Annotated in this window: 12 protein-coding genes and 1 pseudogene; 7 read left to right on the top strand and 6 right to left on the bottom strand. The window is 63.5% G+C overall.

Annotated features, from left to right (window positions below; translation table 11 throughout):
* Position 1: 1 nt before the first annotated feature.
* The 4 genes from HL671_RS31225 (at position 2) to HL671_RS31210 (ending at position 5723) form a co-directional block, all read left to right on the top strand.
* Positions 2-493: a TetR/AcrR family transcriptional regulator gene (locus HL671_RS31225; RefSeq protein ID WP_307769057.1), complete on the top strand. Its 492-nt coding sequence runs from the start codon at positions 2-4 to the stop codon at positions 491-493.
* The gene (locus HL671_RS31220; protein WP_172241766.1) at positions 490-3177 is read left to right on the top strand and encodes a molybdopterin-dependent oxidoreductase; all 2688 of its coding nucleotides are present in this window, start codon (positions 490-492) and stop codon (positions 3175-3177) included. Before HL671_RS31225 ends, HL671_RS31220 begins: the two co-directional genes overlap by 4 nt.
* Positions 3174-4124, top strand: coding sequence for an FAD binding domain-containing protein (locus tag HL671_RS31215; RefSeq protein ID WP_172241763.1), 951 nt, complete (start codon positions 3174-3176; stop codon positions 4122-4124). The genes HL671_RS31220 and HL671_RS31215 overlap by 4 nt, the downstream gene beginning before the upstream one ends.
* Positions 4125-4736: 612 nt before the next feature.
* Entirely contained in the window at positions 4737-5723 is a 987-nt protein-coding gene (locus HL671_RS31210; protein WP_172241760.1) for a helix-turn-helix domain-containing protein, read from the top strand.
* 94 nt (positions 5724-5817) lie between these two features.
* Here the strand turns inward: HL671_RS31210 and HL671_RS31205 are convergent, their stop codons facing one another.
* The 4 genes and pseudogenes from HL671_RS31205 to HL671_RS31195 form a co-directional block, all read right to left on the bottom strand.
* Entirely contained in the window at positions 5818-5973 is a 156-nt protein-coding gene (locus HL671_RS31205) for a hypothetical protein (RefSeq protein ID WP_172241682.1), read from the bottom strand.
* Between the two features lie 149 nt (positions 5974-6122).
* A pseudogene (locus HL671_RS38575) lies at positions 6123-6226 on the bottom strand (AhpC/TSA family protein); the annotation flags it as partial.
* A 19-nt stretch (positions 6227-6245) separates the two neighbouring features.
* Positions 6246-8006 (bottom strand): MOSC and FAD-binding oxidoreductase domain-containing protein, encoded by a 1761-nt coding sequence (locus tag HL671_RS31200; RefSeq protein WP_172241757.1) that lies wholly within the window; start codon positions 8004-8006, stop codon positions 6246-6248.
* A 102-nt stretch (positions 8007-8108) separates the two neighbouring features.
* Complete coding sequence (locus HL671_RS31195; protein WP_172241754.1) at positions 8109-8813, bottom strand: hypothetical protein; 705 nt, start codon at positions 8811-8813, stop codon at positions 8109-8111.
* 299 nt (positions 8814-9112) lie between these two features.
* Between HL671_RS31195 and msrA the strand changes: the two genes are divergently transcribed.
* Positions 9113-9631, top strand: coding sequence for a peptide-methionine (S)-S-oxide reductase MsrA (gene msrA, locus HL671_RS31190; protein ID WP_172241905.1), 519 nt, complete (start codon positions 9113-9115; stop codon positions 9629-9631).
* A gap of 76 nt (positions 9632-9707) precedes the next feature.
* Here the strand turns inward: msrA and HL671_RS31185 are convergent, their stop codons facing one another.
* On the bottom strand, positions 9708-12557 hold the full coding sequence (locus HL671_RS31185; RefSeq protein ID WP_172241751.1) for an ATP-binding protein: 2850 nt from the start codon (positions 12555-12557) through the stop codon (positions 9708-9710).
* 291 nt (positions 12558-12848) lie between these two features.
* On the opposite strand from HL671_RS31185, the gene HL671_RS31180 reads away from it, so the two are divergent.
* Positions 12849-13835: a Bug family tripartite tricarboxylate transporter substrate binding protein gene (locus HL671_RS31180; protein ID WP_172241748.1), complete on the top strand. Its 987-nt coding sequence runs from the start codon at positions 12849-12851 to the stop codon at positions 13833-13835.
* A 103-nt stretch (positions 13836-13938) separates the two neighbouring features.
* On the opposite strand, the gene HL671_RS31175 is transcribed toward HL671_RS31180, so the two are convergent.
* Positions 13939-14871 (bottom strand): LysR family transcriptional regulator, encoded by a 933-nt coding sequence (locus tag HL671_RS31175; RefSeq protein ID WP_172241745.1) that lies wholly within the window; start codon positions 14869-14871, stop codon positions 13939-13941.
* 112 nt (positions 14872-14983) lie between these two features.
* Between HL671_RS31175 and HL671_RS31170 the strand changes: the two genes are divergently transcribed.
* Entirely contained in the window at positions 14984-15397 is a 414-nt protein-coding gene (locus HL671_RS31170) for a hypothetical protein (protein WP_172241742.1), read from the top strand.
* The last annotated feature ends 59 nt before the right edge of the window (positions 15398-15456 follow it).

The raw sequence follows: 15456 nt of genomic DNA, 5'->3' as shown, positions 1-15456 counted from the left end.
TGTGATCGAGCGGCTCTACGAGCAGGGGCTCGCTGCCGAGATCGCCGCCGCGAAGGTGGCGGAAGAAGCGGGCCTCGAGCTTGCCGACATCCTGGTTGCCGAGATCGGCGCGCGAATGCAGTCGATGCTCGCTTCGCTCAAGGACTCGCCCCATACCGAGGAGCTGTTCTCAGAGCATCTCGCGCAGGCGCGCGACCTCTACCAGAGCTATTCCATCCGCTTCTCCGATGAGATTGCAACCACGATTGCGCGGGTGTGCCGCAAGCGAAAGCTTACGCTCGAAAGTGGCGTCAGTGTGCGCGAGCTCGCGCGCTGCGTCGAGATGGCGGTTCACGGCACCAAATCCGCGTTCCCTTCCATGCAGCCAGTCGACGCGTTCCTGAAACAGCTCAAGACGATGCTGCGTATGCTGATCGCCGGCGCAATGGCGCCGCCTGCGAAAATGGCGTCGTCTGCAAAGAAGTCACTACGCAAGGCAGGAGTCCGAAAATGACCACCACGACTGTCAATGGACGGCCTCTGGTGTTGCCCGATGACCCGGATGCGCTGTTGATCGATGTTATCCGCGACGCCGGCCTCACCGGCACCAAACTGGTCTGCGGCTCCGGGGTCTGCGGCGCCTGTACCGTCCTGCTCGACGGCGCGCCCGTCGTGAGTTGCCTTTTGCCGGCGCAGGCGGCCGCCGACAAATCGCTGATAACCATCGAGGGAGTCGGAGCAGCCGGGTTGCACCCTATGCAAAAGGCGTTCATGGCGCACGACGCTCTGCAATGCGGCTTCTGCACGCCCGGCTTTGTCGTCGAAGCCACTGCGTTTCATGATGACTGGCGTGCGGCCAAGGGCATGGCGACACCCTCGCGCGAGGAGATCGTCGAAGCGCTATCGGGACATCTCTGCCGCTGCGGCGCCTATGAAGGCATCTATCGCGCCGTGGCCGAAGCATGCTCGGGCCGCTTCGACGGCATCGATCCGATCGCGCCGCGACTGGAAGCCCGGGAAAAGGTGACGGGACTGGCCCGTTACACCGTCGACATTCATCATGACGGCCAGCTCGAGGGGGGCATCCTACGTTCGCACGTCGCGCATGCCCAAATCACCGGGCTGGATTTGGCGCCGGCCCGCGCCATGGCCGGCGTTGCAGCGGTCGTTTCGCTGCTCGACGACGACAACATGGTCCGCTTCGTCGGCTCGCCGATTGCAGCCGTCGCGGCCAAGGATCGCCGTACCGCGCTGAAGGCAATCGCTGCCATTACTTTCAAAGCCGGGCCGTTGCCTGCGGTGATCGGGCTCGATGCAGCGCGGCGAGACGATGCTCCAGTGGTGTTCGGAAAGAAGGACCGCAAGCGTGCCGGCAACGTGTCCGAGGGCGCCGGCGGGGCTCCGGTGTCGTGGAGGGGAAATGTGCGCGGACCTTCGGCGCCGTTCTCGCAAAGGCCCAAGCAGGCGAAGAGCTGGCTCGACGAGGCGCGCCAGCAACGCAATCCGCTGCTGGTCGAGGAGACCTTCCGCGTCTCGACGCAACAGCACGCAAGCCTCGAACCACATGCCGCCGTGGCCAGGTTCGACGGCGATCAGCTCACGGTGCACATCTCGACCCAGGCCATTCACGAGAGCATGGAAAAGATCGCCAAGCGTTACGGCCTTCCACACGACAAGGTGCATGTGATCGCCGATCATGTCGGCGGCGGTTTCGGCTCCAAGGGCAGCGTCGGGCTGGAGACCATCGCCGCGATCGAGCTTGCGCGCGCCGCGAAGGCGCCGGTGCGTGTCGCCTTTGATCGTGAGGAGGAGCTTTCCGTCACCGGCTATCGTCCGGCCGCCGAGCTAAAGGTGTCGTTGCTGCCTTCGGCGGAAGGCCGCCTCAAGGCGCTGTCGCTGACAGCCCATGCCGATACGGGCGCCGCCGTGAACTCGCTGATCGCCGGCCTGGCCCGGCTGATCTATCCGGCCGAAGCAAAGGAGCTCGTTGACTTCGACGTGCTCAGCAATTTGCCGCCGGGCGCGCCGTTCCGTGGCCCCGGCGGTCCGCCGATGTCGTTTGCACTGGAGCAGGCGGTGGACGAAGCGGCATTGCGCATGAACATCGATCCGATTCAGCTGCGCAAGCTCTGGGACCCCGATCCCAACCGTCAGCGCCTATATGACTGGGCTGCCGGCCTCGACGTCTGGAAGAGCCGCAATCCGGCCGCCTCCCAGACCGGGCGCTTCCGCCGCGGGGTCGGCGTCGCCGCCGGCTACTGGCTCTATCTCTGGCAGACCGGCTCCTCGGTCGAGCTCGCGGTCGAGGGCGGCCGTATCGTCGCAAGCTGTGCGGTGCAGGATATCGGCACGGGCACGCGCAGCGTGATTGCGAACACCGTCGCCAGCGCGTTCGATCTCGAGCCGCAGGATATCGAAGTTCGGATCGGCCGCTCCAACCTGCCGCCCGGACCGGGCTCCGGCGGCAGCCGTGTCACCGCTTCGGTGGTGCCGCCGACGTTGCTCGCGATTGAAAAGCTGAAAGCGGAAATCAAGCGTACCGCTTCTCGAACACCCGCTCCGGGCTCGAACGCGCCGTGGCGCGAGATGATCGCGGCAGCTCCCGATATCGCTGTGTCGGCGAGACGTCAGGAGGACGGCAAGCCGCCGCCCGGTGTGAGGCCTGCGCTGCACGAGGCAGGACTCATAGGCCGGGTGTTCGGCTGGGTGCTGCGTCTGATGAACCACATGGTGGTCGGCGCCGGCGTGCCGAGTTCGGTGCAGGTGATGGAGGTCGAGGTCGATACCTGGCTTGGGCATGTGCGCGTGCTCAACGCCTATACGGGCCTTGCGGTTGGCAAGCTCGCCGTCCCGACCCTGGCGCGGAGCCAGGCAGCGGGCGCCGTGATCCAGGGCGTCGGCTACGCACTTTACGAGACCCGGGAGACCGATCCATTGAGCGGCCATATCCTGAGCGGCAGCATGGAGGACTACCGCATTCCGGGCATTGCCGACATGCCGAAACTCGAGGTGCATTTCGACGAGGCCGGCTTCGAGCATGTGCCGGGCGGCAGCGTCGGCATCGGCGAAGTCGCGACCGTGCCGACGTCACCTGCGATCGCCAACGCCATCCGCAATGCGATCGGCGTGAGACTGACCGAAATTCCGTTCCGGCCCGATCGTCTGGTCGCCGCGCTGAAGGGGAGGGATGCAGCATGAGTGTCGCCGTGATCACTGCAAATCCCACGCCTGAATTCCGCGCTGGAGGGACCGACTTCAGCGAACGCCGTCGTAGCGGCGTGTCGCAGGGAGCGCCGATCGATATCTCTGCTATTGGCGATAAGACGATTGCCTGGGACGCCGAGGGCGCCGTTCAGATCGGCGCGCTGACCACCATCGCCGCGATCGCGACCGATGCACGCATATCCGCCGCCTATCCCGGCATCGCGGCGAGCGCACGAGGGCTCGCCACGCCACAGGTGCGCCATGTCGCAACTCTCGGCGGCAATCTCGCGCAGCGTTCACGCTGCTGGTATTTCCGCCGCGCCGACATTGATTGTCTGAAGAAAAGCGGCAGCACTTGTCCTGCCCGATCAGGCAATCATCTCTATGGCGTTGCCTTCGATCTCGGTGACTGCGTCGCGCCGCATCCTTCGACCATGGCTGCAGCTCTGCTCGCTTATGAAGCGAGAATCATCACGGACCGCCGCAGCGAATTGACGATAGCCGGCCTGCTCGGCGATGGCTCGGTCGCGCACGCAGATCATACATTGGCAGCAGGCGAGATGATCAAGAACATTATGCTTCCTGCTCCGCTCGAAGGCGAACGCGCTTGCTACAAACGAGCGATTGGCCGGGCCCATGCGGAATGGCCGCTCGTGGAGCTCTGCGCGCGCGTTGTGATCACTGGCGGCAAGTTCCAGCTCGTGCGTCTTGCTGCCGGCGGTATTGCGCCCGTGCCGCTTCGCCTTACCGCGGCAGAAGTCCAGCTCACTGGCAAGGTTGCCAATGAGGAAACGATCGCAGAAGCGGCAACAGCGGCAAGCTCGGGTGCCAAACCATTGCCGATGACGGGCTACAAGCTCGATCTTTTGCAAGGACTGGTGCGCGACGTGCTGGAGCGGCTCTCGGAGCAATCGGTCGCGCATCATGGGCCGAGGACGTAGGACCGACCTGCCACCGCGCCAGCCAGCGCGGCCTGTGGCGTTTCGCCGCGCACGTTCCAGGTTTCCGTGGAGCTGTTGGAATACGTGTTGACGACCGTACCAACGGTTTCGATTGCCATGATTTCGACAGAGCCAGGAAGTTGCTCAATGATTTCCTCAAGGCTCGCCGTGTCGGATTGATGAGGAACTTGGGTTGCTTACTCGCCTGAGCGGGGGCCCTCACATAATCTAACAACCGTATTTGGGCATTCTAACACGCGGCTCGGATGTTCTAACCGCCGTCCTTGCTCAGGACCTGTAGCTTGGAGGTACGGAGCGACCAACACGAGAGCGTCCATAGATGCACGGATTGAAGGAGGCCCACAGGGGGAGGTTTTGCGGCTGTTCAAACTGGCCGCTACCGTCGAAGCGACCCTGCTTGCGTTGTACCGGGCGGGCACGCGCGCGGCCAAAATGTCAGCGAGCCAAGCCCGCCTTAGAAAATGCAGTCGCTGCAGCTGATTTTGCTCTGATTCCGAAGCTTCATGCCGCAGCTCCATCGCCGGGTTTGTGCCATCGGACCGAGCCAGCGGGCGTCCCCATCGTCATTCCCTCCGATTTGGGGAGCCCGACATGAGCGTGCTCGATCAACCCGCCGCAAGCTCAGGCTGGTCCGCGCAGACGCTCGGAACGATTAGGACGCGCCGGACGACCTCAAAATACGGAAGCGTCGTCATAGCACAGACGACCGTCGCCCGCGTTGATCGCCTGAAGCATTTGACCATTCCGGCCGGCGAAGACGATGTGGTGATCTCACATGCTTCAAGGGACCGGGCTGGGCACGGCCTGACGGATCCGCAAGCTAGGAAAGCCGGCTACGCGGTGTGCGTGCACCTGGATGAACTTTCTTCATATGACCTGTGGGTTGACGACAGGCACTGCGCCAGTCCTTCTCTCCCGGCCGGAACAATCCACATCAGCGATATGCGACACTCTTGGCGGGCGGATATCCAGAGCTCGTTTGACGTCGCCAACTTCTACATACCACAATCGTCTCTCGACGAGGTCGCTGAAGGGCAGGGGACACGGGTGGCGGAAGCGCTGCATTGTCCCCTTGCGGAAAAGAAAACGGACGCCGTCGTGACCCACGTTGCGATGGCGCTTCTGCCCGCTCTGACGCGCCCGGAGCAGACGAGCAGGATCTTTCTCGACCACGCTTGGCGAGCACTGGCGGCGCATGTGCTCGAAGCATATGGATCGTCTGGCGCGCGTCCCAAGATCGCTCGGGGTGGCCTTTCTCCATGGCAAGAGCGCCGGGCCAAGGAAATGCTGCTCGCAGATTTGAATGGTAATGTAAGGTTGCCGGATCTCGCCCAAGCGTGTCACCTGTCATGCAGTCACTTCAGCCACGCATTTCGACGGACAATGGGCTGTCCGCCGCACAGGTGGCTATTGTTTCAACGAATTGAACGCTCGAAAGAGCTGATGCTCAACAGCGATCAACCGCTGAGTGAGATCGCCCTCAATGCCGGCTTCGCCGATCAAAGCCACTTCACGCGCGTATTTTCACGCATGGTCAAGACGAGCCCCGCAGCCTGGAAGCGCGCGCAGGAGAGGTAAGTGCTTCGGCGAAAAGAAATGCTTTGGTCACAAGGAGCCGCGAATACAGCAAAGAAGCTGTCGGTCATTCGCTCAATGCCTTCCGCGCTAGACGCTAGTTGTAGAGCCGGCGTAACGCCATGATGGCTCTTCGTTGCTCGTCGATGCGCTGCTGGATTGCCTCGCGAAGTTCTTGTGATCGCAGCCTGTCGATGTCGCGCTCGAGCTCTTTGAGCGCAGTTTCGGCCTCCGCAAGGATCTGCATCGTCATCACCTCGATACCGAGCCATTCGGCTCGGGGCCCTCAACATCCGAACGACTGCTGTTCGGCCAAGGCTGCAGTTTCCAGGGATCAACAGACGGTGCCTTGAGGTGGCTCAAGTTCGGCGGGGGACGCCGGGAAATTCATGCACACTGTCGTGGACGGCAGCTGACGGCTCGCAGTCCTGCCGCAGTTCTTCGATGGTGGGACGTCCGAAGAACCAGTAGCCATTGTAGACCTTGTGAACGATATGGCTCGGCTCCCGAAGCAGCCCGCGGCCATCACAGATCGATCACGATGTCGCCCTCGGGATGAGCGCAGCAGATCAGCACGTTCCCCGCCATCGGGGCATCAACTGGAGCCGGCTGATAGCTGACCGTCCCGGCCACCAGCCCGGTTTCACAGGTGTGGCATACGCCGGCTCGACACGACCACCGCACAGGCGCGTCACAGGCTTCCGCGAGCTCCAGCAGCGTTGTGTAGGACGAACTCCAGTGAACATTGAGACCGCTTCGGGCGAACGACACCATTGGTCCGCCACCTGCCGGTCCTGCCGGTAGATGCGGCGCCTTGCGCGGCGACGCGGCAATGCCGGGTGAAATCGATGGGCCAGTCCCGAACAGCTCGGTATGGATGCGGTCTGGCGTTACACCCAGTGCTGCCAAGCCGGCGGTCAGGTCGCTCATGAAGGTCGACGGACCGCAGAGGTAGAAGTCGGCATAGCCGGGAACGCCGAGCTCGGTCAGGGCCTGTGTGTTCAGCCGCCCTGCAAAGTCGAAATCGGACGTGAGCCGATCGCCAAGCTCTGGCGCGCTGTAGAAGATGGTGCTGTGATGATGCGGGAGCGTCGCGAGAAGCTCGCGGCTCTCGGCGGCAAATGCATGCTCCCGGCCGTTGCGGGTCACGTGCAGCCACCAGATCTCCCTGGTGGAAGCTTCGGCCGACAGCGCGTGGAGCATCGCGAGCACGGGTGTTACACCAATTCCGGCGCTGAGGAGAACGACGGGCACGTCACCCGGGCGCAGCGTGAAATTGCCGCGTGCGGCACTTGCCTGCACGATGTCGCCGGCATCGAGGTGCTTGTCGATAAAGGTGCCGGCCGCGCCATGCGGCTCGTGCTTGATGCTGATGCGGTAGACTGCGGCGTTTGGCTGTCCCGACAGCGAATAGCTGCGTAAGAGCGCGGCTTCGGATGGCATTCCGAGGCGCACGACGATGAACTGTCCGGGAAGGGCGGGCGCGACAGGCTGGCCATCCGCGGGCGCGAGCCACAGGGAGGTCACATTGTCGGTTTCACGCACCTTGCGTACCACGCGGAAGGAGTGAAACCCCGACCACGCCGGCGCTGGGCCGGATGCCGGACCCAGCCCGGCGTTTCCCGGTCCGGCGCCAGGCTCGTCCTCCTGGGCGAGTAGTGCCTCGAAGGAGCGGCGCCACCCTGAGCTCAGCGCCGGAATGCGCAGGGCACGCTGGAGCTGTTCGCGAGAGTGACCGGGCAGATAAAGCAGCGCGTCGATCTCGGATACGCTCATGCGCTCGGGCCCGGAAGCGATCAGTGCGATCTCGTCACCGGCTTTGACGTCCCCTTCCTCCAGCACACGAAGGTAGAAGCCGGGCCGGCCGTGCTTCACTAGCAGTGCGGCCATGTCCGATTCGTTCATTCGGATGCCGACCCGGTAGCACGTCACCCGAGGCTGCGTCACCTCGAACAGAGCGCTTCCGATCCGGTAGCGGTCTCCGATGCATACGTCAGCGTCGGGCAGGCCATCGACGGTGAGGTTTTCGCCGAACTGTCCGTAAGCCAGGTCGGAGCGACCCAATTGCTTCTGCCAGTACTGGTAGGACTCATGCTGATACACCAGCACGGCTCGGTGCTCGCCGCCGTGGCCCGCCAAGTCGCCCTGTCCGTCGCCATCGATGTTGAGGCGGCGTACCTTGCAAGGTCCGCTCACCGGCGCCTTCCAAATGCCGGTATGGACCGTTCTGCCTTTCCAGGAGATGTCACGTGGCAAGCCGACATTCACCGAAAGCACGCGTCCCATGAGATGTGTCTCCCATGACGATGGTCGCAGATCCAGGTCATCCGAACAACGCGGCGGACCGACATGAAGCAGCCTCAGTAGCACATTTGTTTCTCGCGGCTCCTATTCGAAAGAGGCGTCGAAGATCTCGACGTCCATCAGAACAGGCTTGGCGTTGACGGTTCCATCAGGCTGACTCGTCTGCGAGCGGCGAAGGGTTGGCACCAGGATGCCGCCGAAGCTCTCATGGGCCCAGGAGTGATGCGCGACCTTCAAGCCAAGAAGATCGTGGTCGGTCCTGCGTTGCAAGGCGTTCTCGTCAAAGTAAAAGATCTGCTCGCCTGCAAAGGTGACAAGTGTCGGCGGCAAGTGTGCTCGCAGGCGCCGCCACATTTCGGCGCCTTCCTTCCACGACGGCAGTTCTTCCACGACCACATCGGGATGCGCGAGGAGAAATGGCGTGGTCAGATAGTTCCAGATTGTGACGCCGCAGAAGAAAATCAGATGCAGTTCGTCTGAGAGGATCTGTGGGCCGGCGTCGAAGGGAAGGCCCGGGTTGCTCCAGGTCCGCAAGATCTCGCCGTCGACGCTTTCGATGGTGATCGCGTCCGGCTGAAGCGACCCCGACAGTTCTCCGCCCATGATTCCGGTGAAGCGGACCGACTGTGTCCGCGTTGACCCCTCTGCGATGACGTCTTTGAATTCGCGGGCATGTCCCGCGCCCGAGAACAGCGTTCCGCCGATGGAAAGATGCAGCGTGAACCGGCTCAGGCTCTCCCAGTGTGCAATGCCGCCATTCGCGTCAATCACTTCGTCGAGAAGAGCCATGCCTGATCGTTTCCACCTGAAAGCCGACCCACCATGGCGGGGCATAGCCGGCTTGGCGTGTTAGAAAATGTTAGGAAGTGCAAGAGGACGAGGCGGAGCGAACGGCGTCTAATGATGCCTCGATCCATGACGCCGGGAAAATGCTTCGCACGGGCCAGATCGCGGCTCGCGAGCCATTCTGGATATTGTGCCACGAGCCATCGATGTGATCACGACATTCGTCAGCAGGGGAGCGAGTGCGCGACGCTGGTTACAGCGGTTGAAAACGTGCTATGGTCGCTGAAATTGGAGCACGTCGCATGACGACAGAGCGAGCGGTCCTTGCCGGAGGGTGCTTTTGGGGCATGCAGGATCTCATCCGCAAGCAGCCGGGCGTGATCTCGACCCGGGTCGGCTACACCGGTGGTCAGGTCAAGAACGCGACCTACCGTAACCACGAAGGGCATGCCGAGGCGATCGAGATCATCTTCGATGCCGCGCAGACCAGCTACCGGACGATGCTGGAATTCTTCTTCCAGATTCACGATCCGACAACGCTCGATCGTCAAGGCAACGATCGGGGTACGAGCTATCGCTCTGCTATCTTCTACACAACCGACGAGCAGAAGCGGATTGCCGAAGACACGATCGCCGACGTCGAGGCCTCGCAGCTTTGGCCCGGCAAGGTGGTGACCGAAGTCGCGCCCGCCAGCGAGTTTTGGGAGGCCGAGCCCGAGCATCAGGATTATCTTGAACGTTATCCAGATGGCTACACCTGCCATTTCATCCGTCCGGCCTGGAAGCTGCCGCGGCGCGCGCAAGCGGCTGCGGGAGGCTAGGGCATCGCGCAGGTACGCTGGATCCGTTGGTGGTCGAATCCACGAGTGGAGCCGACGAGATCGCGTCGACCGGGTTTTATCGATCGCGTTGAAGCTGCGTGATCAGGCCTCGCGCCATGCGCAGGTCGGCGGTGTTCGCCCCCTCCGTTAGCTGCTTGCACACTGCCTCGAGAACGTCGGCCGCCTCCTCTTTTCGGCTCTGCGTCATTTTAATGCGGGCAATGCTGATCGCACATCTCAGCTGCCAGAAGTTGGCCCCCTGTTGGGCTGCGATTGCCATGGCCTCGCGAAAGCACGCCTCGGCGCCCGCCGATTGCTCGGCGTCCCTGAGCATGAGTTCGCCCTTGATACGGATCAACTCCGGCAGGTACCACCGCTCCTGCCGCTCGTCGCAGCGCTTAAGGACGTCCTCGATGGCGGCGAGACCACGATCGGTTTGGCCGGCCTCGCCAAAGCAAGCCGCCAGCTCGCCGAGCAGGGGAAGAAAGCGCGGCAGGAAACGGGTGTCGCCTGCGCGCTCGAGCTCCTCGCGCAACAGCGGCAAGCCTGTCGCGATGTCACCGCTCCTCGCAATGATCATCGCGTTGAAGGCGCGAGCCCAGAGACTCCAGGGGCGGACCGCGTGGCGGTCGGCATGTCCGAGCAGCTCAACGCCATGGCGTTTTGCGGCGTCGTAGTCGCCCGCGAAGAAGTTGAGGAGGCAGGCGCTTTGTCCGAGCACGCTGCAGAAGGTCAGCGCGTGGCCGTTCGCTCGGCCTTCCTCGATGTTGCGTGCGGCGAGCTCCAGCGCCTGGTCGGCCGAGCCCCGCAGCCACAGGATGCGGGCACGAAAATACTGCGTTGAGACTCCAAGATCGAGCGGGAAAATCTTCGGTTTCTCGGTCAGCACATGCAGCGATGCGTTCACCCGGTCGATGCGAATCGCCGCGTCGGTCTGGTCTCCGAGATAGTGCAAGGCGACCGCCATCAGTCGGTCGGCCAGCATCAGGTCTGTCTCGTCGGGGGAGCTCGCCGCGATAATGGTGAATCGATCGGCGAGCGCGCGTGCCTTGCCGAACTCGCCATTGTTGAACTGGTCGATGCACAATCCCCACAGCGCCCGTAGCCGAAAATCCTTGTCGTCGAGCCGGTCCGCGAGCTCGTGCGTCGCTTCGAGGATCGGTCGAGCTTCGCGCGCGCGGCCCTCGCCGTACATCAGAGACCAGCCGAGGGCAGCCAGGAGTTGCATACGCAGCCGATCGACACCTTCCACGTTGTCGTCCAGCACCGCTAGGGCGGTCCTGGCCCGTTCTCGGCATTCGGCGAACAACGACAGGCGCACCCATAGCGTGACGGTCGCTGCCGTCAGAGCAATGCCGAGCGCAGCGTTGCCATCGGCGGAGAAAGCCCAGTCCAGGGCGGCGCGGACATTGTCCAGCTCGCCGGCGTAGGTGTTCAACCACGCGTGCAGCGGCGCAGATGTCTCGGTCTCGGCGCGAGTGAGCAGGTGGCGAAAATATTCCGCGTGGCGCTGCGCAACATGTCGTTCTTCTCCCGACGCCGCGAGCTTTCCGTGAGCATAGGTTCGCGTCATGTCCAGCAGGCGATAGCGCAGTGTCCGGCCGGACGTGACGATCAGCGATTTGGTGACGAGGTTGTCGATCGCCTCGCTTGTTTCGGACGGGCTGAGACCGTCACCGGATGCGACGGCCGCAGCAGCCTCAGGCGTGAACGATCCAACGAACACGGACAATCGTCGCAGGATAGTGCCTTCGGAGGCCGACAACAGATCGTAGCTCCAGTCGAGCGCGGCGCTGAGTGTCTGGTGTCTGGGAATCGCCGTGCGCCGGCCTCGCCATTGCAATGAGAACCGGCTGTCGAGGAGCGATGCGGTGCCGGCAATGCCGTATGCGTTGACCCGGCTCGCCGCCAGCTCGATCGCAAGCGCAATGCCGTCGAGGCGGCGGCAAATATCGGCCACCAATGACGCGTCTTCCCTGCTGAGCTCGAGTGGCCCGGAGCCCTGGGCGATGCGGTCGACAAACAATTGTGCTGCAGGGTAGGCGAGAATCTCCCCAACGCCGAGATCGTCGCGCCTGGGCGGACAGTCGAGCGGGAAGAGCCGAAATATCCGCTCGCCCTCGCTGCGGAACGACTCCCGGCTGGTTGCAAGGACGTGCAGTTGCGGCACGTCGCGGATGAGACGTTCGGCGAGCGGCGCCAGGATCTCCAGAACGTGTTCGCAGCTGTCGAAGATTAGCAGCGTCCGCTTGTCCTGCAGATTTGCCAAGAGCGCCGGCAGCGGATCATCCGCGCCGACGGCAAGCCCCACTGCGGAGGCGATTGCTGTTGCGACGAGTGTGGGATCCCGCAGCGGTCCGAAGTCGATGAAGAAGACCTGCCCGGCGAAATCAGCGGAGCGGCGATGTGCGACGGTGACCGCGACGGCGGTCTTGCCGATGCCGCCTGGGCCAACCACGGTGATGAACCGGTGCAGCGAGAGCCCGCTTGAAATCCTGTCGATGACATCGTCCCGTCCGATCATCCTTGCAAGCGAGGGCGGCAGCGATGCGCGCGCCGCGGCTTGGACGGGGGCCGGCGCGGCTGAGGATGCCGGATGGGCGAGCGGAGCGGCGAAGCAGTAGCCGCGTCCGGGGACGTTCACGACATAGCGGGCTGACTTTCCTGCATCGCCAAGCACCTTGCGCAAAGCGGCGACATGGAAGCGGAGACTGCCTTCGTCGACATGCACGTCGGCCCAGATGCTCTTCACCAGCTCCCGTTTGCCGACGACCTCGCCGGGCCGCTTGGCTAGAACGATGAGGATGTCGAGGGCGCGCCCGCCGATGTGAAGCTGCGCACCATCCTTCTCCAAGAGCCTGGACTTGGGGAATAGTCGAAATGGTCCAAATGAAATGACCGAGTCTTGATGATCATCTTCCGGCACGCGCCATCGTCCCCTCGGCAGGGAAGTTGCATGGTTTTTTGTACCAGATCGAGGAGTGGAGTAAACTGGTGGAGCGGCGGGGGCAGCTTGGTAGGCAATCTGGTTCCAATGCCTCGTGCTGGATGAAGGCGGTTCCGACAAAGGGGCTGAAGCGCATGCCGAATTCGGCAAAAAGTCTGATGTTGGCAACCGGAGCGCGCAGGAGTGACCTGATCGTTCTGATGCGATCGCCAGGGCGCCAATCCCGCTCGGCGGCCCCCTTGTTGTGCTTGAGACTCACGGACGTTGAACATGCCTTTGCTCTCACGCCGACAACTGATCGGTGCCGTTGCAGGCGCATGCGCGCTCGCTGAAGTCCCGCTTAACGTAAGAGCGGCCGACTACCCGACGCGCCGCATTCGGCTGGTCATTCCCTACGCCGCGGGCGGAGCGGGTGATCAGATCGGTCGTCCCTGGGTCGGAGGCATTTCGTCGCAGCTTGGCCCGGCATACGCCGAGAACATCGGCGGCGCAGGTGGAGCAATCGGCGCTGCGGCAGTCGCGCGCGAGAAGCCTGACGGCCACTCGCTTCTTCTCGGCAACGGCAGCACGCAGGTCATTATCCCCTTGACAGAACGGCCCGCCTATTCTGTGGGCGACTTCCGGGCCATCTACCGGCTGGTCTCGAGCGCACTGGTCTTCGCCATTCATCCGTCGGTGCCTGCGCAGGATCTGCAAGCCCTGATTGCCCACGCCAAGGCCAATCCCGGCAAGCTGTCCTATGGGACGCCCGGCATTGGCACCGGAAATCATCTGGTTGGCGAAATCTTCAAGCGCCAGGCAGGTGGGCTCGATATCGTCCATATTCCCTATCGTGGCATAGCCCAGGCAACGAACGATCTGGTCACCGGTCAGATCCCGCTACTGATCGCCGTCATGTCGCTTCACTTACAGCAATTGAGCCGGGCCGGCACGATCCGACTGCTCGCGGTCAGTACCGTCACGCGGCTCCCCGGGGCACCGGAGATCCCGACTGCGGTCGAGTCCGGCATGCCGGACCTCCGATACGAGGGGTGGTTCGGTCTGTTTGCACCCATCCTGACGCCCGAGTCGATCGTCGACCGGATCGCGCTGTCGACGCGTGCCGTCATGGCGGATCCGGCTCTGCAGGCAGCCTACCGGTCCCAAGGTCTGGAGCCGGACAGCCGCTCCAGCCCTGACCAGTTCCAACGCATTGTTGACGCGACGTCGGAGAGTTTGGCTCCCGTGATCAAGTCCATCGGGCTCAGGTCTGGTTAGTCAGGGAGACATTCGGCTAATTCGGAGCAACGGCCTTTGCTTCGGTGTCATGGTGTCAGCAGGTGCGCTCCGAGATAAGCCATGAGCTGAAACGTCCAACACCTCATCGAGCCGTGCTGCTGAATGCGGCGGGCAGCGTGGCGAGGAACGACATGACGCGCTGCGTGCGGAGAGGCGGGCGGCCGTTGGAGGTGCGCAGCATCCAGAGAGGCTCCGCCGGTGCGCGCCAGGGCGCAAGCACCTCAACGAGTTGGCCAGTGCGGAGGCCTTCAGAGACGAGCCACGCCGGTCCCCAGCCAATGCCGAACCCGTTCGCGACCAAGGCGACCGATGCGTGCGCGTCGTCACAAATGTGCTTGGGCTTCGGCGCGACGCGTACCAGTCCTTTTCCGCGCGGGTCGGCGAAGCGCCAGGTCAGGATCTGGCCGCTCGCGGGATTGCGGAAGCCGACGTGGTCATGGGCTGACAGTTCGTCGGGAGTTGCGGGCGTGCCACGTGCGTCCAAATAGGCGGGCGAGGCGCAAGCAATCCAGGAGAAGGTGCAAAGCCGCCGGGCCGTATGGCCAGGTACGCGGTCGAGGGGGCCCGAGCGGATCGCGATGTCGACCCCTTCCGCCGCCAGATCGAGAATCTCATTGCGGAATTTCACTTCGATCTCGATTTCCGGCCGCTCCCGCAGGAACGCAGGCAGTCGCGGGAGAATGCAGGCCCGCGCAAACGAGGCAGGCGCGGTCACGCGCACACGTCCGCCATCACGCGCGGCTTCGCCGAGGGCGGATTGGACACGGGCGAGGCTTTCGACGAGCACGCGTCCGGCCGCCATCAGCCGCTCGCCCTCTTCGGTCAACGCCAGCGAGTGGGTGGAGCGATGCAGAAGCCGCATGCCGCGAGCGCGTTCGAGGCGGGCGACCGCCTTGGACATTGCCGAGGTGGTCGTCCCCGCCCGCCGCGCGGCTTCCGCGAACGAGCCCGCCTCGACGACGCGAACGAGGGCGAGGAGACCGGAGACGTCGGAAGGCAGCGCCGTTGTGGACATGGTGTCCACATAGTCATGGCCATGCGGTCGCTACAAGAGTTCGTTCCGATGCGCCACATGAAGATGCGCGGTGTCAATCTGCACCGCCTCAAAGCTGCTGAGGATCGATCCCATGAACCCCATCGAAATCACACCGCAAGCCCTCGACGCCGCCGAGCGCGCAATTCCCCCGGGCCAGCCGTTCTATATGCTCAACCTGCTGCGCTATCGTGCGCATGCGCAATACGAGGACGGCTTCGACGCCACGCCTTGCTCGGGCCGCGAAGCCTTCAACGAACGCTATCGGCCGGCATTCCGGCGTCTCGCGGCCGGCAAGCCGCTCGTGCGGATCTTTTCCGTGCCGGTCTTGGCAAGCCTGGTCGGCACGCAAGGCGAACGCTGGGACGAAGCGGCGATCAACGAATATGGCGATTTCGCCACCTTCCGCTCGATCGTCGAAACCGAGATTTACCGGCGCGACGTCGCCCCGCATCGCCACGCGGCGCTCGATGATTTCCGCTTGCTCGCGCTCGCCAAGACCATGTGAGCGCATTGAGGAGGCGGCAGGCCAGTTGTGGGTGACCTCCCGCCCTGCGGGGGCCGGGA

It is taken from the genome of Bradyrhizobium denitrificans, assembly GCF_013179005.1.
Lineage (GTDB): Bacteria > Pseudomonadota > Alphaproteobacteria > Rhizobiales > Xanthobacteraceae > Bradyrhizobium > Bradyrhizobium denitrificans.
The sequence above is the reverse complement of the archived record's forward strand: the minus strand, read 5'-3'. Positions and strand labels throughout refer to the sequence as shown.